This is a genomic window from Pseudomonas danubii (assembly GCF_042980055.1).
In the GTDB taxonomy this organism is placed as follows: domain Bacteria; phylum Pseudomonadota; class Gammaproteobacteria; order Pseudomonadales; family Pseudomonadaceae; genus Aquipseudomonas; species Aquipseudomonas danubii.
Window position 1 is genome coordinate 5301170 of record NZ_CP116502.1, and the last position, 18479, is coordinate 5319648.

Sequence of the window (18479 nt, forward strand, 5' to 3'; positions counted from 1 at the left end):
CTGCCCGGCCCCGGTAAAAGCGGACCGATGGCAGGCCGTTCGGCGGCTCGGTTCAGCGCCCGGAAAAACGCAGGCGCGACAGCTGGCGCAAGTCGCCTTCCAGGTAATAGTCATCGCTCCAGCGGTCGTCCACCGCCAGGGGCCGGACCTGCTTGAGGGCCAACTGCCTGGCGAAGTAGCGAAACCGGTAATGCTCATAGAAGCGCAGCAGTTCCAGGCCGTAGCGATCCGCCAGATCGGTGTCGCCACGGATGATCAGGTAGTTCTCGTCATTGCTCTGGCTGGCGCCGACGCTGAGGTTGTGGCTGCCGCTGATGATCACCGGAGCCTCGCTGGTGAAGTCGGTCACCAGTGCCTTGGTGTGCACCAGCAGGTTGCCCCTCTGGCCCTTCAGTCCCTCCTTGAGCCAGCCTTCCAGGCCCTTGTTGAGCAAGGCGGTGGCGGCAAACTCGGCGGTGCGATCGGCGTGGAAGCCGGTGATGCGACTGGCCGTGTTTTGCAGGCCATAACGCAGCACATCGTCGTGGGGCTGGCCGAGCAAGGCGTCGAGAATCCTGTCGGGCAAGGCAAAGGCGGTGACGAACAGCAGGTCGCGGCGGGCGCCGTTGATGATGTCGACGAACTCACTGAGATCGCCCTGCCCCCTGCGCGGGGAAAAACCGGCGAACAGCGGCGCATCCGGCTGCATGGGATTGTCCTGGGTCAGCCATTTGCGGGTGGCGCCCACGTCCGTCGGCGCCTGCCAGATCTGCTCGAACACCTGTAGATAGCGCCCGGCAATGTCCGGGTGATCGAGGCTGTGCAGCACATTGGCCTGGCGGTAGACCCCGTTGGCGGTGAAGTTGGTGCTGCCGCAGAGCACCGCTTCGGGCTGACGCTGGCCGGCGGCGTCGAGGCGGCTGAGGACGATGAACTTGTCATGGAAGATCCCGTGGGTCACCCGCCCACGTTTGCTGTGCTCGGGCAGGTGCTGCAGGCTGGCCTGGTTCTGCGTGGTGTCGTCGTCCCCGGGGCCGGCGTGGTACAGCACCCGCACTTGCACGCCACGGTCGAAGGCGGCGTTGACCGCGTCAACGACGGCCTGCAACTGGTACTCGTAGATGGCGATGTCCAGGCTCCAGCTGGCATCCGTGGCGCGCTGGATAAACCCCAGAAGCGCCTCCAGCAGACCGTTTTCCAGCCATTGCCGCGGGGCGTCGGGCCAGGACTCGATAGGCAGTTTCTTGTTGTTGCTGAGCAACGCATCCAGTTCCGGAAACTTGCGCGAGAAGGCCTGGCTGGCGGCCACGGCACGGTTGAAGATCACCTGCTGCCCCGGCGGTTGGCCGTTGTCGGCGGTGATGCTCAGTTCCAGGGCCTCCCCCAGTTGCGGCGCATCGGGGCTGCCGTAGGCCAGATGCACCCGATAGTTGAGGGTGGTGCCGGGGCGGACCGCGTAGTCGGCCCAGCGAAACTTCTGCAGCGGCGCCTGATCGCTGGGGGTGGCGTTGTATTGGGGGAAGGTATGGGTCTTGCCGGGGAAGGTCAGGCTATTGAACAGAAACAGCCAGGGCTTGCTGCCGACCTGCTTCTCGATGGCGAAGCCCAGCAGCCCCTTGCGCCGTGACGCATCCAGATCCATGGCCAGCAACACCCCATTGGTCCCGGCATAGGCCTTGACCCGGAAATCGTCCTTATCGTTACGCACCAGTACCCGCATCGCTTCACTCCTGTGTTGGCGCTGGCAGTGTAGCCGCTGCCGCAGGCTGCGAACGGGCCCGAAGGGCTCGCAGGGGCAGGCTCCGCGTTGTTTCTGGGAAGGATTGGGGGCCTTTGCGCCGACTGCGTCGGCGGTCGCAGCTTCGCAGGCTCAGCAGCGGTTACGGGGTTACGGGGTTAGAGGCTACAGATCGAGGTGGTGGTAGGCGGCGTTGAGGCGTGTCGCCAGTTCGCGGGCGCGGCCCAGGCGGATCGGGCCGCGTTCAATGTCGAGCAATAAGGTCGGGCAGTTCAGGGGCTGCAACAGCGGCAGGGTTTTCAGGCGGCCGTCGGTGATCAGCAGTACGCGCTGCTGTTCCGCCGGCAGGCGCCGCTGGCGCTGTTCCAGCCACTGGGCCGCTTCGCTCAGGGCTTGTGGCAAGGGCGTGCCGCCAGCAGCACCGAGGCCATCGAGCCAGTGCCGCAGGTCCTTGGAGGCTTTCAGGCCCTGGACCTGCCAGCTCGGTGCGCGGCCACTGGCGGTAAGCAGGGCCAGGCGCGCACGCTGGCGGTAGGCGTCGTCGAACAGTTGTGCCAGCAAACCCTTGGCGTCGCTCAGGGCGCTGTGGCGGCGGGTCGAGGCCGAGGCGTCGACGATCACCAGCCACAGTTCATGGGGCGCGCGGCTGCGCAGGCGAAACAGCAGGTCTTGGCGCAAGCGCGGCCGGCCCTTGAGCAAGGTGCCGGGCCAGTTGATGGAACCGGCGCGGGCCTCGCGGCCTTTGCCTTGCCGGCCATGATCCAGGTGCCCCGCCCGGGGCTTGGCATCCGCCCCCCGATCAGTGCGGGGACGAATGCCTAGGGCTTTTTTGGCCAGCTGGGCACTTCACGCCGGGCGCCGGTGGGCAACGCCTGGGCCGGCATTTCGCCCCATTGGCCCTGGCCTTCACTGGGGTTGGCGTTGGCTGACGCCGGCGTCTGGGGGCTGGACTCCGATTGCGGCGCACTGGGCGCCGTCTCTCGGCGGCGGTGGCGCAAGGCAAACTCGGCGACCGCGTCGATGTCTTGCTCGGTGATGGCGCTGGCACCGCGCCAGGCGGCGTGGGCCCGGGCGGCTCGCAACCACACCAGGTCGGCGCGCAGGCCGTCGACGCCTGCAGCGAAGCAACGCTCGGTGATCAGCTCCAGGGACAGGTCATCGAGGGCGATGGCCGGCAGCAGTGCTCGGGCCTGTTGGCAACGCTCGCGCAACGCCGTTTGCGCCTCGGCCCATTGGCCGCAGAAGCCCTGGGGATCGCTGTCGAAATCCAGGCGCCGGCGGATGATCTGCCCGCGCTCCTGCGGCGCGGGCTGGCCGCTCAAGGCGACGTTGAGGCCGAAGCGGTCCAGCAGTTGCGGACGCAGTTCGCCCTCTTCCGGGTTCATGGTGCCGATCAGTACGAACTTCGCCGAATGGCGATGGGAAATACCGTCGCGCTCGATCAGGTTGGTACCGCTGGCGGCCACGTCCAGTAGCAGGTCCACCAGGTGATCAGGCAGCAGGTTGACTTCATCGACATAGAGCACACCACCGTCGGCCTTGGCCAGAACCCCCGGCGAGAACTGCGCCCGGCCTTCGCCCAGGGCGGCGTCCAAATCCAGGGTGCCCACCAGGCGCTCTTCGGTGGCGCCCAGGGGCAAGGTGACGAACTGGCCGCTGGCCAAGAGATCGGCCAGGCCCCGCGCCAGGGTCGACTTGGCCATGCCCCGCGGACCTTCGATCAGCACACCGCCGATCTTCGGGTCGATGGCGGTCAGGCACAGGGCCAGTTTCAGGCTTTCGGCGCCGACCACGGCGGACAGCGGAAAATGGGGGGTGTCGCTCATGTCGGGGTCTCGCTCAAGGGTTGTGCAAACATCAGGGGGTGGCCGCTGCTACAGGTTGCGATCGGCACCGCAGAGCCGTCTGCGAAGAGGTTCGGGGCGGTAGCAGGTGACGTCGACGTCGTCGGCGTTCGCAGCCTGCGGCAGCGGCTACAGGCTCAGCTGTCTTCTTCAATATCCAGCAACAGGTGCTCCAGGGCTTCACGATAATCGCCGGGCTCTTGCCACAGGCCGCGCTGCTGGGCTTCCAGCAGGCGCTCGGTCATGTCGCGCAGGGCGTGGGGATTATGCTGGCGGACGAACTCGCGGGTCGAGTCGTCCAGCAGGTAGGCGTCTGCCAGCAAGGCGTACTGGTGATCGTCGATCAGCTCGGTGGTGGCGTCGAAGGCGAACAGGTTGTCCAGGGTCGCGGCCATTTCAAAGGCGCCCTTGTAGCCATGGCGCTTGACCCCTTCGATCCACTTCGGATTGGCCGCCCGGGAGCGGATCACCCGGTTCAGTTCTTCCTTGAGGGTGCGGATCTTCGGCAGGTCCGGCTGGCTGTGGTCGCCGTGGTAGCTGGCAGCCTTGGCCCCGCTGAGGCTTTCCACCGCGGCCAACATGCCACCCTGGAACTGGTAGTAGTCGTTGGAATCCAGCAGGTCGTGCTCGCGGTTGTCCTGGTTCTGCAACACCGCCTGCACCTGGCTCAGGCGGGTGGCGAACTGCTCGCGGGCGGCGGTGCCTTCGTCGCTGCCGCCATAGGCATAGCCGCCCCAGTTCAGGTAGACCTCGGCCAGGTCCTCGCGGCTCTGCCACAGGCGACCGTCGATGGCACCCTGGACCCCGGCGCCATAGGCCCCGGGCTTGGCGCCGAAGATCCGCCAGCCGGCCTGACGCGCGGCCGCGTCCTGCTCCAGGCCGGAGGCGATCAAGGCCTCGCGCTCGGCGCGAACCCTGGCCGCCAGGGGGTTCATGTCCTCAGGCTCATCGAGGGCCGCCACCGCTTGCACCGCTGCGTCGAACAGGCGGATCAGGTTGGCGAAGGCGTCGCGGAAGAACCCGGACACCCGCAGGGTCACGTCGACCCGCGGCCGGTCCAGCAGGCTCAGGGGCAGGATCTCGAAATCGTCCACCCGCTGGCTGCCGGTGGCCCACACCGGGCGCACGCCCATCAGGGCCATGGCCTGGGCAATGTCGTCACCGCCGGTGCGCATGGTGGCGGTGCCCCAGACCGACAGGCCCAGTTGCAACAAGTGATCGCCGTGGTCCTGCAGGTGGCGTTCGAGAATCAGGTTCGCCGACTGGAAACCGATGCGCCAGGCGGTGGTGGTGGGCAGGTTGCGCACGTCCACCGAATAGAAGTTGCGTCCGGTGGGCAGCACGTCCAGACGCCCGCGGCTGGGTGCACCGCTGGGCCCTGCGGGGACGAAACGGCCGTTCAAGGCGTCCAGCAGGCCACGCATTTCCGCCGGGCCGCATGCGTCCAGGCGCGGCGCGACCACTTCGCGCAAGGCGTCGATGATGACCCGTACCGGCTCCCAGCCCGGCTCATCCAACTGCGCCACCGGGCCCTGGAGCGCGGCTTCGATCAATGCTGCGGCGTACAGTTCCAGGCGTTCGCGCACATCGCCCGCCGTGCGCCACAAGGCATCGCTGAGCTGTCGCAACGGCTGCGGGCGACGCCCGGTCCAGGGTTCGGCCAGGGCGCAGTCCAGCGGATCGAAGCCCAGGTCGAAGGCCTTGGCCAAGGCCCGCAGCAGACTGGCATGGGCGCCCTTGCCATCGCCCCGGGGAATGCGCAGCAGGGCCAGCAGGGTATCGATGCGCAGTCGGCCGTCGGGGGATTCGCCGAACACGTGCAGGCCATCGCGGATCTGCGACTCCTTGAGGTCGCACAGGTAAGTGTCCAGGCGCGGCAGCCAGATCGCCGCGTCGGCGTCGCTGTCCAGCTGTTCGCCCAGTTGCAACTCACGGTCGATGTGGGTCTCGCGCACCAGTTGCAGGATGTCCCGTTGCAGCTCCCGAGCGCGACGTGGGTCCAGCAGCTGGGCTTCGTAGTACTCGTCCGCCAGCAGCTCCAGGTTACGCAGCGGGCCGTAGGTTTCGGCACGGGTCAGGGGCGGCATCAGGTGGTCGATGATCACTGCCTGGGTGCGGCGCTTGGCCTGGGCGCCCTCCCCCGGGTCGTTGACGATGAACGGGTAGATATTCGGCAGCGGCCCCAGCAACGCATCCGGCCAGCAGTTCTCCGAGAGGCCGACACCCTTGCCCGGCAGCCATTCCAGGTTGCCGTGCTTGCCGACGTGGATCAGCGCATGGGCGCCGTAGGTCTGGCGCAGCCAGAAGTAGAACGCCAGGTAGCCATGGGGCGGCACCAGGTCCGGGTCGTGGTAGACCGCGCTGGGGTCCACCTGATAACCCCGGGCCGGCTGGATGCCGACGAAGGTCAGGCCAAAACGCAGGCCGGCGATCATCATCCGCCCGTCGCGGAACATCGGGTCTTGCTGCGGTGCGCCCCAGCGCTGCAGCACCGCCTCGCGGTTGGCGGCGGGCAGGGCCTGGAACATCAGCGCGTAGTCGTCCAGGGCCAGGCTTTGCTGACACGGGCGCCGGTCGAGGCTGTCCAGGTCATTGCTGACCCCGCCCAGCAGTTGCCGGATCAGCTCGCTGCCGCTGGCGGGCAACTCGGCCGGCAGCGGGTAGCCTTCGGCGTGCAGGGCCTTGAGGATGTTCAGCGCCGCAGCCGGAGTGTCCAGGCCGACGCCGTTGCCGATGCGCCCGTCGCGGGTCGGGTAGTTGGCCAGCACCAGGGCGATGCGCTTGTGGCCGTTGTCCAGGCGCCCCAGCTCGACCCAGCGCCGGGCCAGTTCGGCGACAAAGTCCATGCGCTCGGGCTGGCCGCGATAGCAGACCACGTCCGACTGGCTGCGCTCGCTGCGCCAGGCCAGGTCCTTGAAGCTGATGGGCCGGCTGATGATGCGCCCGTCCAGTTCCGGCAAGGCGATGTGCATGGCCAGGTCCCGCGGGCCCAGGCCTTGCTCGCTGTCGCGCCAGCCGGGCTCGTTGTCCTGGGCGCAGATGGCCTGGATCACCGGAATGTTGCGGCGGAACGGCCGCAGGTGCGGGGCTTCGGGGCTGGATTGGGCAAAGCCGGTGGTGTTGAGGATCACCCCGGCCGCGGTTGCCTCCAGCCACTCTTCCACCTGGCTCAGGCAGCCGGGCTCCTTGAGGCTGGCCACGGCGATCGGCAAGGGGTTGAGCCCCGCCGCCTGCAAGCGCTGGCAGAACAGGTCGATAAAGCCGGTGTTGGCCGCCTGCAGGTGGGAGCGGTAGAACAGCAGCGCCGCCACCGCTTGATCGGGCTGCCAATCAACCTGCCAGTCGCTGAGAGTGGCCTGGCTCTTGTGCGGGTGGTAGATCGCCGTGCGTGGCAGGGTCTGCGGCTCGCTCCAGGGGTAGTCGCGCCCCAGCAGGCCGCTGGCCAGGCAGCGGTAGAAATTCAGCGCGTTGTCGCGCCCGCCCTGGCGCAGGAACTGCCACAGGCGATCGCGCTCGACGGGGCCCACGGTGCTCAGGTCGCTGAGCTCCGGGTCGGGGCGGTCGTCCCCCGGCACCAGAATCAGTTGCACCCCGCGCTGGGACAGCTCCACCAGCCGCTCGACGCCGTAACGCCAGTAGCCGATGCCGCCGTGCAGGGAAATCAGGATCACCTTGGCGTGGCGCAGCACCTGGTCCACATACAGATCCACCGAAGCGTGGTTCTGCACCTGCATCGGGTTGGCCAGGCGAAAGCTGGGGTAATCCTCGGGCAGCTGCTCGGCGGCATCTGCCAGCAGCGCCAGGCTGGAGTCGCCGCTGCACAGGATCACCAGCTCGGCGGGGGTTTGTCCAAGGTCGGCAATGTTGTCATCCGACACGAAACCGCCGGGCTGGGTCCTGAGCAGGTGCATGGCTTACACGCTGAGGGCGGCGCGCAGTTGCGCCTCGAGTTGGGCGGCGTCCAGTTCCTGGCCGATCAGCACCAGGCGCGTGGTCCGGGCTTCGTCAGCGCCCCACTTGCGGTCGAAGTGCTTGTCGAAGCGCGTGCCCACGCCCTGGATCAGCAAACGCATCGGCTTGTTGGGGATCGCGGCAAAGCCCTTGACCCGCAGGATGCCGTGCTTGACCACCAGCTGGGTCAGGGCGTCCAGCAGCAGGCTTTCGTCGGCCTGGGGCAGTTCGATGGAGATGGAGTCGAAGGCGTCGTGATCGTGATCGTCGTGGTCGTCGTCACCGTCGTGGTGGTGATCGTGGTGGCTGTGGCGACCGTCGATGTGTTCCTCGGAGCCGGCACCCAGGCCCAGCAATACGTCCAGGGGCAGGCGGCCGCTGCTGGCTTCGATGACCTTGACCGCCGGCGGCAGCTCTTCGGCCACTTCCAGGCGCACCTTGGCCAGGTCTTCGGGGTTGATCAGGTCGGTCTTGTTGAGGATCACCAGGTCGGCGCTGGACAGCTGGTCGGCGAACAGCTCGTGCAGCGGCGATTCGTGGTCCAGGTTGGGGTCGAGCTTGCGCTGGGCGTCCACTTGATCGGGGAACGCGGCAAAGGTGCCAGCGGCCACGGCCGGGCTGTCGACCACGGTGATCACCGCGTCGACGGTGCAGGCGCTGCGGATTTCCGGCCACTGGAAGGCCTGGACCAGGGGCTTGGGCAAGGCCAGGCCGGAGGTTTCGATAAGGATGTGGTCCAGGTCGCCACGGCGCGCCACCAGTTCGCGCATCACCGGGAAGAACTCTTCCTGCACGGTGCAGCACAGGCAGCCGTTGGCCAGCTCGTAGACCCGGCCGCTGGCCTCTTCCTCGGTGCAGCCGATGGAGCATTGCTTGAGGATCTCGCCATCGATGCCCAGCTCGCCGAACTCGTTGACGATCACCGCGATGCGCCGGCCCTGGGCGTTGTCCAGCATGTGCCGGAGCAAGGTGGTCTTACCCGAGCCAAGGAAGCCGGTGACGATGGTGACGGGAAGTTTGGCCAGTGTTTTCATCGGATGCCCCTTGGCAAAGGTGGCGGGCATACGGGACGAGAGCCGCAGCGCAGAGGCGCGCGGAGATTTCGCCACCGGATCACCCCGCCCGGTTGTAGTGAGAATCTGGGATCGAGGCAGGTCTCCTGGCTGGGGGCTTGCCAGTCATTGGACTGGCGGTTTCTGCGCCTTCCCGCAGGCGTTACGAACGCCAATGCAGTGGCCTTGCAGAAATGAAACCCTTCACAGTTGCGGGGGCAGCCGCGGCATCGACCGCGTTCCCTTCTTAGCTTCGACCGCTGGCCGAAGAACCTCGAAGGCGCAAGGCTACGCAGAGCGCGGGGGACGGTCAATCGGCAATACACCGGCATCCGCAATTGACGACGTTACCCCGCCCATGATTTGCTACGCGCCTTGTTACGGGTGCCCTTCACAGGGTGAAACGGGAAACCGGTGAATCACGTGCTTTACTAAAAAGTCGTGACCAGTCCGGTGCTGCCCCCGCAACGGTAAGCGAGCGAAGTGTCAGATCCACTGTGCCAAGGCATGGGAAGGCGACACTTGTCGGCACGGCATGACACAGCCCTGCCCCTCGCAAGCCCGGAGACCGGCCCGCAACACACACATAACAAACCCGCGGTGGGCGGGCGCTGTTGCAAACCCTGCGTGCTCCTCACGCGGGGTTTTCCTGCGCTCCTCCCCCGCCGACACTCCAAAGGGAAGCGCCATGTCGATCATCAGCAGCACCAGCCACTCCGCCAGCAGCACCTCCACCCTGAGCCAGCGCCTGGTGGCCGCCATCGGCGCTTCGCTGCTGGGCGCCTGCCTGGTGTATTTCGCCGGTTTCTCCCATATCGAAGCGGTGCACAACGCTGCCCACGATACTCGTCACAGCGCTGCTTTCCCTTGCCACTGAGACCTGCCGACATGATCAAGCGTATTGCACAAACCGCAGGCTTCAGCGGGTTGCTGGCGGCCTTGCTGCTGACCCTGCTGCAGAGCTTCTGGGTGGCCCCGCTGATTCTGCAGGCGGAAACCTATGAACAGGCCCCGGCCGTGGAGGCTCATGAACACGCCGCAGGCGCCATGGCCGGCCACAGCCACGACGCCGAAGCCTGGGAACCGGAAGATGGCTGGCAGCGAGTGCTGTCCACCACCGGTGGCAACCTGGTGGTGGCCGTCGGCTTCGCCCTGATGCTGGCAGGGCTCTACACCCTGCGGGCACCCAGCCGCACTTCCCAGGGCCTGCTCTGGGGCCTGGCCGGTTATGCGACCTTCTGCCTGGCGCCGACCCTGGGCCTGCCGCCGGAGTTGCCGGGCACCGCTGCCGCCGATCTGGTGCAGCGTCAGGTCTGGTGGATCGGCGCTGCCGCTTCCACCGCCGTGGGCCTTGCCCTGATCGTGTTCGCTGGCAACTGGCTGCTGAAACTGCTGGGCGCCGCCATCATCGCCGTGCCTCACGTGATCGGCGCACCACAACCGGAAGTGCATTCGATGCTGGCCCCGCAAGCACTGGAGACCCAGTTCAAAATCGCTTCACAGTTGACCAACGCCGCCTTCTGGCTGGCCCTCGGGCTGATCAGCGCCTGGCTGTTCCGGCGCAAGAACACGGATCCGTACTCGGCATGATCGAGGTGCGCGCAGCGTCGACCCTGGTGGTCGGCCTGGGCTGCCAGAAAGGCTGCCCGGCGACCACGCTGCGCGCGCTGCTGGATCAGGTGCTGGAAGCCCATCGCATCGATACGCAGCAGGTTTTCGCCCTGGCGAGCATCGACCTGAAACGGGCCGAGCCCGGACTGCTGGAGTTGGCCGAACAACTGGCATTGCCGCTGACCTGTTTCAGCAGCACGCAGTTGGCGCCTTATGCTTTGCGCCTGAGCCACCGTTCACAGATCGCCTTTGAACGCACCGGCTGCTACGGCGTTGCCGAAAGTGCGGCCCTGGCCATGGCTGAACAGCTGCATCCCGGCCCGGCCAAACTGCTGATCCCTCGTCAGAAATTCGCCCAGGCCACCCTGGCAATGGCCGCTTGCCGGTAAAATCCTCGATAATCCCCCGCCTTGATCATGAGCAATCTTCATTTGAAGCTGGCTCCAGCCCCTTTTTCACAGGACACAGCCATGACTGTCTATTTCATCGGTGCCGGTCCCGGCGATCCGGAACTGATCACGGTCAAGGGCCAGCGCCTGATCCATCGCTGCCCGGTGATCATCTACGCCGGCTCGCTGGTTCCCGAGGCTGTCCTCGAAGGCCACAGCGCGATACGAGTGATCAACAGCGCCGAGCTGCATCTGGAACAGATCATCGAGGCGATCAAGCACGCGCACGACCAGGGTCAGGATGTAGCCCGGGTACATTCCGGCGATCCGAGCCTGTATGGCGCCATTGGCGAGCAGATTCGCTGCCTGCGGGAGCTGGGTATTCCCTTCGAGATCATCCCTGGCGTCACCGCCACCGCCGCCTGTGCCGCCCTGCTGGGAGCCGAATTGACCCTGCCGGATGTATCCCAGAGCGTGATCCTGACCCGCTATGCGGACAAGACCGCCATGCCGGCCGGTGAAGAATTCGCTAGCCTCGCGGCCCACGGCGCCACCATGGCGATTCACCTGGGGGTCAACCACCTGGAGAAGATAGTCACAGAGCTGCTGCCGCACTACGGCGCCGACTGCCCGATTGCCGTGGTACACCGAGCCACCTGGCCGGACCAGGACTGGGTCCTGGGCACCCTGGCGGACATTGCCGATAAAGTCGCGGCCAAGGGCTTCCGGCGCACGGCGCTGATCCTGGTGGGCCGGGTGCTGGCCACGGACGCGTTCAGCGAATCATCGCTGTACCGCGCCGGGCACGCGCACCTCTATCGCCCCTGACCCCCTTTGCGGGAACTGGCTTGCCAGTGGAGGCAATCTCGGCATTGGCGCAAGGCTCAAGGGCCCTTTCGCCGGCAAGCCGGCTCCTACGGAGGCTTTTTTGCGGGGAGCTGGTTTGCGGGCATAAAAAAACGGCGCTCACGGGGCGCCGTTTTCTGTTCGCAGCGAACGCCTTAGTAGTAGGCGTTTTCTTTCTGCGTGTGGTCAGTGACGTCGCGCACGCCCTTAAGCTCGGGGATGCGCTCGAGCAGGGTGCGCTCGATACCTTCCTTCAAGGTCACGTCGGCCTGGCCGCAACCCTGGCAACCGCCACCGAATTGCAGCACGGCGATGCCATCGTCAACGACGTCGATCAGGCTGACCTGGCCGCCGTGGCTGGCCAGCCCCGGGTTGATCTCGGTTTGCAGGTAGTAGTTGATGCGTTCGTTGACCGGACTGTCGGCATTGACCATCGGCACCTTGGCGTTGGGCGCCTTGATGGTCAGCTGGCCGCCCATGCGGTCGGTGGCGTAGTCGACCACCGCGTCATCGAGGAAACCTTCGCTGAAGGCGTCGATGTAGGCGGTGAAGCTCTTCAGGCCAAGGGCCTTGTCTTCGGGTTTCTCTTCGCCCGGCTTGCAATAGGCGATGCAGGTCTCGGCGTACTGAGTCCCTGGCTGGGTAATGAAGATGCGGATGCCAATCCCCGGGGTGTTCTGCTTGGATAGCAGATCAGCCAGATAATCGTGGGCGGCGTCGGTAATGGTTATGGCGCTCATGGTGGTTCCTCGCAGACGTGGGCGCAGTTTACGCCAATCGACGCCGCTGACAAAGTCCTAGTATTTTTGTCGGGATAGACCTTGGTATAGGGCTTCCCCGGGGCCCGCCAGCGGGCGTCCCGAGGACAGATAGCGGCCCTGTATCAGAGGTTTTCGTAACGGTTCATGTCCATGACTCCGGCCTCGACCGGGTCGACTTCCTGCAGATAACGGGTCTGGTCGTGGAAGTACTGCCAGAACTGCGGATGACTGCGACGAATCCCCCAGCGATCGACGATCTTCTCGAAGCCGGCGGCGTCCCTGGCGGCTTGCATGGCCTGGACAAATGCCGGCACCTGCTCGCTTGGAACGTTGAACATGAAGTTCGGATAACTGCTGAGAATGCCCGGAAAAATGGTCAGGGTGTCCAGGCCCGGCTGGTAGCGTAGCGACTCGCCCAGCATGAAGGCCACGTTACTGTGGGCGCGATTGCGCAGCATGCTGTAGAACTCGCGCTTGCCGCTCGGGGCCTGGACCCGCAGCAAGGTGGCTTCCGGCAACTGCTCGATGACCTTGAGTCCCGCTGCCGGACGCGACGCCAGGCGGCTCAGGGCCTGATCGGCATCCTGCAACGCCGGGTCGATATTGGGCCGCGAGCAATAGGCACTGTCACAGCGATTGATTGGGTCCGGCTTGGCGTTGAGCTCGCCATAGCGGGCCAGCAACTGATGGGCGAAGTCTTTCTTCGGGTCCTTGGGGTCCAGTTTCAGGGCGCTGCGCTTGTCGTCGTCGATGGACTCGTAATCCAGCCACATCTTGAACTTGCCGCTGTTCTGGTACCAATCGTCGAGGAAATCCTCACGGCTGCCAGCGGGCATCAGGCGCAGGAAGTTCTGCTCGGCACCGTTGCGGATCAGGTCGAAGTACAACCGGGTCTGGGCCTGGTGGGAGACGTTGCCGAACACATCGAAATTCACCGCCAGCTGATAATAGGTGCGCTCCAGCAGCGGGTAATCGAACAGCCACATCGTCTGCGGCACCTCGCCGATCAGGCCCTTGCTCACCGAAGCACTGTCGAAGTGGCGGAAGATGCTCAGCAGCGCGTTGTCGTTGCCGGCCCACAGGGTCGACCAGCTGGGGGCCGGAGAATCGGCATAGAAGTCGCGGCGCAGGGCTTCGTACTCGTTGCGCTTGTCGCGATAGGACAGCCACAGGCTGAGCACGCTGCCGACATCGTCGTTTTGCCCGGGCATGGCCAACAGCGGCGTGGCTTGGCCGCGATAGGCCGGATCGGTGATGTACAGATCGTGTTCCGGGGCCTGGAACAGCGCCCAGAAGTTGTCGCGGATCACATCGGTGGCGATCTGCCCGCGGCACACCGGACCACGAATGAAGGTGCGCACGAAGTATTCGGCGTTATCGAGCATGAACTGGTAGCGGGCCTTGGCCGGAATCGCCTCGAAGGTCTCGAACGGATTGGCCCGGCGCCCCGGCCCGTAGCCCGGCAAGGCGGTGACCTGCCAGTCGCCGCTGTAGAACAGGGTCTTGACCCGGGCCATCTTCGCCGCGCTCAGCGGGTAGGTGATGTGGGTCTTGTGCACGATCACCCCTTGCACCGGCCACAGGCGGTAATACACCTGGGTGCCCGGGTCGTCGTTGGGGCGACGGGTATTGATCAGGTCAATGGGCTGGCCGCTGGGGGTCCGCGAGCGCACCCACTGGAAGAAGTGCCCCGGCTCGCCGCCTTCGAAATAGACATGGGCCAGGAACCAGTGTTCGTAGAGCCAGCGCGCCACCAGGCTTTCCCGAGCGCCGGGGGCGTTGAGCAGGTTCTCCCACTGGGCCACTTGCAGGCTTTCCCGGGCACTAGGGGCCAGGCCCTGCTCGTCGATGGGCGCACCGGAGGCCAACCAGCGTTGCAGGGTCTGGTATTGCTGCTCGGTGAGACCGGTGACCGCCAGGGGCATGCCCTCTTTCGGGTGCGCACCGGCATAGGCGTCGAACTCCGCCGGCTGCGGGCACATGTTCTCCCGGCTCAGGCCCAGGACGATCTCGCTGGGCAACTTGGCATTAGGCTGCAGCGGGGTGCGATGACCGAGCTCGAGCATGCGCGCCATCAGTGCGGCCTGGCTGCCCTGGGCGTCGAGCACCGAAAAAAACCCATGGCGCTGCCAGGCCGACTTGCCGCTGGCGTCATAGAACAGCCGGGTAGGCGCCTGCGCCTGACTCCGCTCGCCGTCGTACACCGGAATCTTCGAGGCACCGCGACCGGCCCCTTCGCCGCTGCCCAGGTTGAGCTGACAGGCGGAGTCGTAGCAGGCATGACAGGCCACGCACTTCTCGGTGAAGATCGGCTGGATGTCGCGGGTGTAGGAAATCGCCGGAGCCGGACCTTGGGCCATGCACACTGAACTGAGAAGCAGCAGCGCGCTGCTGACGATAAAACGAAACGGCATGTCCCTGGTCCCGAAAGAAAAAACGCCGCAATTCTACCGATCTCGCCCCACGACCAACGTGAGCGATATTCATGTAAAACCCGTACATGCCGCAAATCCATGCAGGTTTGCTATGATCCACGCCCTTCGTTATGGCCCTACCAGGTAGTTCTCATGTCTGATCGCAGTGCTCGCCTCCACGCTCTCCAGCAAGCCCTCAAAGAGCGCATTCTGATTCTCGATGGCGGCATGGGCACCATGATCCAGAGCTACAAGCTCGAAGAACAGGACTACCGTGGCAAGCGTTTCGCCGACTGGCCCAGCGACGTCAAGGGCAACAACGACCTGCTGGTGATCACCCGTCCGGACGTGATCGGTGGCATCGAAAAAGCCTATCTGGATGCCGGCGCCGACATCCTGGAAACCAACACCTTCAACGCCACGCGCATTTCCATGGCCGATTACGGCATGGAAGAACTGGCCTACGAATTAAACGTAGAGGGCGCACGCCTGGCCCGCAAGGTGGCCGACGCCAAGACCCAGGAGAACCCGGACAAGCCGCGCTTCGTCGCCGGCGTCCTGGGCCCGACCAGCCGTACCTGCTCGCTGTCGCCCGACGTCAACAACCCCGGCTACCGCAACGTCACCTTCGATGAACTGGTGGAGAACTACACCGAGTCCACCAAGGGCCTTATCGAAGGCGGCGCCGACCTGATCCTGATCGAGACCATCTTCGACACCTTGAACGCCAAGGCGGCGATCTTCGCCGTACAGGGCGTGTTCGAAGAGTTGGGCGTCGAGCTGCCGATCATGATTTCCGGGACCATCACCGATGCCTCCGGCCGTACCCTGTCGGGCCAGACCACCGAGGCCTTCTGGAACTCCGTGGCCCACGCCAAGCCGATCTCGGTGGGCCTGAACTGCGCCCTGGGCGCCAGCGAACTGCGCCCCTACCTGGAAGAGCTGTCGAACAAGGCCAGCACCCACGTCTCGGCGCACCCCAACGCCGGCCTGCCCAACGAATTCGGCGAATACGACGAACTGCCGGAGCAAACCGCCAAGGTCATCGAGGAATTCGCCCAGAGCGGCTTCCTGAATATCGTCGGCGGCTGCTGCGGCACCACTCCGGGGCACATTGCCGCCATCGCCAAAGCCGTGGCCGGTTATGCCCCGCGACAGATCCCGGACATTCCCAAGGCCTGCCGCCTGTCGGGCCTGGAGCCCTTCACCATCGATCGCAACTCGCTGTTCGTGAACGTTGGTGAACGCACCAACATCACCGGTTCGGCCAAGTTCGCCCGGCTGATCCGCGAGGACAACTACACCGAGGCCCTGGAAGTCGCCCTGCAGCAGGTGGAAGCCGGCGCCCAGGTGATCGACATCAACATGGACGAAGGGATGCTGGATTCGAAGAAGGCCATGGTCACCTTCCTCAATCTGATCGCCGGCGAGCCGGACATCTCCCGCGTACCGATCATGATCGACTCCTCCAAGTGGGAAGTGATCGAAGCCGGCCTCAAGTGCATCCAGGGCAAGGGCATCGTCAACTCCATCAGCATGAAAGAAGGCGTCGAGCAGTTCATTCACCACGCCAAGTTGTGCAAGCGCTACGGCGCCGCCGTTGTGGTGATGGCCTTCGACGAGGTCGGCCAGGCCGACACCGAGGCGCGCAAGAAGGAAATCTGCAAGCGCTCCTACGACATTCTGGTCAATGAAGTGGGCTTCCCGCCGGAAGACATCATCTTCGACCCGAACATCTTCGCCGTGGCCACCGGCATCGAGGAACACAACAACTACGCAGTGGACTTCATCAACGCCTGCGCCTACATCCGCGACGAGCTGCCCTATGCCCTGAGCTCCGGCGGCGTGTCCAACGTGTCGTTCTCGTTCCGCGGCAACAACCCGGTGCGTGAGGCGATCCACTCGGTGTTCCTGCTGTACGCGATCCGCAACGGCCTGACCATGGGCATCGTCAACGCCGGCCAGTTGGAGATCTACGACCAGATCCCACAGCAGCTGCGCGATGCCGTGGAAGACGTGGTGCTCAACCGCACGCCAAACGGTACCGACGCGCTGCTGGCCATCGCCGACCAGTTCAAGGGCGATGGCAGCGTCAAGGAAGCGGAAACCGAGGAATGGCGCAACTGGGACGTCAACAAGCGCCTGGAGCACGCCCTGGTCAAGGGCATCACCAGCCATATCGTCGAAGACACCGAAGAGTCGCGCCTGAGTTTCAGCCGCCCGATCGAAGTGATCGAAGGCCCGCTGATGTCCGGCATGAACGTGGTCGGCGACCTGTTCGGCGCCGGCAAGATGTTCCTGCCCCAGGTGGTGAAGTCCGCCCGGGTGATGAAACAGGCAGTAGCCCACCTGATTCCGTTCATCGAACTGGAGAAAGGCGACAAGCCGGAGGCCAAGGGCAAGATCCTCATGGCCACGGTAAAAGGCGATGTGCACGACATCGGCAAGAACATCGTCGGCGTAGTTCTGGGCTGCAACGGCTACGACATCGTCGACCTCGGGGTGATGGTGCCGGCGGAGAAGATCCTCCAGGTGGCCAAGGAGCAGAAGTGCGACATCATCGGCCTGTCCGGGCTGATCACTCCGTCCCTGGACGAGATGGTCCACGTCGCCCGCGAGATGCAGCGCCAGGATTTCCACCTGCCGCTGATGATCGGTGGCGCCACCACCTCCAAGGCCCACACCGCGGTGAAGATCGAGCCCAAGTACAGCAATGACGCGGTGGTCTACGTCACCGACGCCTCCCGCGCCGTGGGCGTGGCCACCCAGTTGCTGTCCAAGGAGCTCAAGGCTGGCTTCGTCGAGAAGACCCGGGAGGAGTACGTGGAGGTGCGCGAGCGTACCGCCAACCGCAGCGCCCGTACCGAGCGCCTGAGCTACGCCGCAGCCATCGCCAAGAAGCCACAGTTCGACTGGGCCAACTACCAGCCGGTCAAGCCAACCTTCACCGGCGCCCGGGTGCTGGACAACATCGACCTCAAGGTGCTGGCCGAGTACATCGACTGGACGCCGTTCTTCATCTCCTGGGACCTGGCCGGCAAGTACCCGCGCATCCTCGAAGACGAAGTGGTCGGTGAAGCCGCCACCGCCCTGTATAAGGACGCCCGGGAGATGCTCGACAAGCTGATCAATGAAAAACTGATCAGCGCCCGGGCGGTATTCGGCTTCTGGCCGGCCAACCAGGTGCAGGACGACGACCTGGAAGTCTACGGCGACGACGGCCAGCCCCTGGCCCGCCTGCATCACCTGCGCCAGCAGATCATCAAGACTGACGGCAAGCCGAACTTCTCCCTGGCGGACTTCGTCGCGCCCAAGGACAGCGGCATCACTGACTATGTCGGCGGCTTCATTACCACCGCCGGGATCGGCGCCGAGGAAGTGGCCAAGGCCTACCAGGATGCCGGCGACGACTACAACTCGATCATGGTCAAGGCCCTGGCCGATCGCCTGGCCGAAGCCTGCGCCGAGTGGCTGCACCAGCAGGTGCGTAAAGACTACTGGGGCTATGCCCAGGATGAGCAGCTGGACAACGAGGCGCTGATCAAGGAGCAGTACAGTGGCATCCGCCCTGCCCCGGGTTATCCGGCCTGCCCGGATCACACCGAGAAGAGCACCCTGTTCGCCCTGCTCGACCCCGAGGCCAGCGAAGGCCGCGCCGGCCGCAGTGGCGTGTTCCTCACCGAACACTTCGCCATGTTCCCGGCGGCTGCAGTCAGCGGCTGGTACTTCGCCCACCCGCAGGCGCAGTACTTTGCGGTGGGCAAGGTCGACAAGGACCAGGTGCAGAGCTACACCGAGCGCAAGGGCCAGGACCTGGCCGTAAGCGAACGCTGGCTGGCGCCGAACCTGGGCTACGACAACTGAACCAGACTCTGTAGGAGCCGGCCCGCCGGC

The 18479-nt window shown here is 65.2% G+C and carries 12 protein-coding genes and 2 riboswitches; of the genes, 5 read left to right on the forward strand and 7 right to left on the reverse strand.

The features are described from left to right. Nucleotides 1-52 precede the first annotated feature (52 nt). The 5 genes from PFZ56_RS23890 to cobW all read right to left on the reverse strand — a co-directional run bounded on the left by PFZ56_RS23890 (nt 53) and on the right by cobW (nt 8546). On the reverse strand, nt 53-1699 hold the full coding sequence (locus PFZ56_RS23890) for a phospholipase D-like domain-containing protein (protein WP_170003507.1): 1647 nt from the start codon (nt 1697-1699) through the stop codon (nt 53-55). 183 nt (nt 1700-1882) lie between these two features. Next, nucleotides 1883-2482, reverse strand: coding sequence for a VWA domain-containing protein (locus PFZ56_RS23895; protein WP_110596696.1), 600 nt, complete (start codon nt 2480-2482; stop codon nt 1883-1885). 53 nt (nt 2483-2535) lie between these two features. Beyond that, nucleotides 2536-3543 (reverse strand): ATP-binding protein, encoded by a 1008-nt coding sequence (locus tag PFZ56_RS23900; protein ID WP_170003509.1) that lies wholly within the window; start codon nt 3541-3543, stop codon nt 2536-2538. Nucleotides 3544-3698: 155 nt separating this feature from the next. Beyond that, complete coding sequence (cobN, locus tag PFZ56_RS23905) at nt 3699-7472, reverse strand: cobaltochelatase subunit CobN (protein WP_170003511.1); 3774 nt, start codon at nt 7470-7472, stop codon at nt 3699-3701. 3 nt (nt 7473-7475) lie between these two features. Continuing rightward, entirely contained in the window at nt 7476-8546 is a 1071-nt protein-coding gene (cobW, locus tag PFZ56_RS23910; RefSeq protein WP_102881550.1) for a cobalamin biosynthesis protein CobW, read from the reverse strand. A 97-nt stretch (nt 8547-8643) separates the two neighbouring features. Next, a riboswitch (cobalamin riboswitch) is annotated at nt 8644-8856 on the reverse strand. Nucleotides 8857-8929: 73 nt separating this feature from the next. Next, a riboswitch (cobalamin riboswitch) is annotated at nt 8930-9156 on the forward strand. A 96-nt stretch (nt 9157-9252) separates the two neighbouring features. Between cobW and PFZ56_RS23915 the strand changes: the two genes are divergently transcribed. The 4 genes from PFZ56_RS23915 to cobM all read left to right on the forward strand — a co-directional run bounded on the left by PFZ56_RS23915 (nt 9253) and on the right by cobM (nt 11392). After that, nucleotides 9253-9441, forward strand: a complete 189-nt coding sequence (locus tag PFZ56_RS23915) for a CbtB-domain containing protein (RefSeq protein ID WP_060839964.1) — start codon at nt 9253-9255, stop codon at nt 9439-9441. 11 nt (nt 9442-9452) lie between these two features. Then, nucleotides 9453-10154: a CbtA family protein gene (locus tag PFZ56_RS23920; protein ID WP_102881551.1), complete on the forward strand. Its 702-nt coding sequence runs from the start codon at nt 9453-9455 to the stop codon at nt 10152-10154. Further along, nucleotides 10151-10564 (forward strand): cobalamin biosynthesis protein, encoded by a 414-nt coding sequence (locus PFZ56_RS23925; RefSeq protein ID WP_102881552.1) that lies wholly within the window; start codon nt 10151-10153, stop codon nt 10562-10564. Before PFZ56_RS23920 ends, PFZ56_RS23925 begins: the two co-directional genes overlap by 4 nt. A gap of 81 nt (nt 10565-10645) precedes the next feature. Beyond that, nucleotides 10646-11392: a precorrin-4 C(11)-methyltransferase gene (gene cobM / locus PFZ56_RS23930; protein ID WP_102864881.1), complete on the forward strand. Its 747-nt coding sequence runs from the start codon at nt 10646-10648 to the stop codon at nt 11390-11392. Between the two features lie 173 nt (nt 11393-11565). Here the strand turns inward: cobM and nfuA are convergent, their stop codons facing one another. Together nfuA and PFZ56_RS23940 are read right to left on the reverse strand one after the other, a co-directional pair. Beyond that, nucleotides 11566-12150: a Fe-S biogenesis protein NfuA gene (gene nfuA / locus PFZ56_RS23935; protein WP_102864880.1), complete on the reverse strand. Its 585-nt coding sequence runs from the start codon at nt 12148-12150 to the stop codon at nt 11566-11568. Nucleotides 12151-12293: 143 nt separating this feature from the next. Next, a complete protein-coding gene (locus tag PFZ56_RS23940) occupies nt 12294-14585 on the reverse strand; it encodes a fatty acid cis/trans isomerase (protein ID WP_170003513.1) in 2292 nt (763 codons plus the stop codon). A 153-nt stretch (nt 14586-14738) separates the two neighbouring features. Between PFZ56_RS23940 and metH the strand changes: the two genes are divergently transcribed. Then, nucleotides 14739-18449: a methionine synthase gene (gene metH, locus PFZ56_RS23945; RefSeq protein ID WP_102881554.1), complete on the forward strand. Its 3711-nt coding sequence runs from the start codon at nt 14739-14741 to the stop codon at nt 18447-18449. Nucleotides 18450-18479 lie beyond the last annotated feature (30 nt).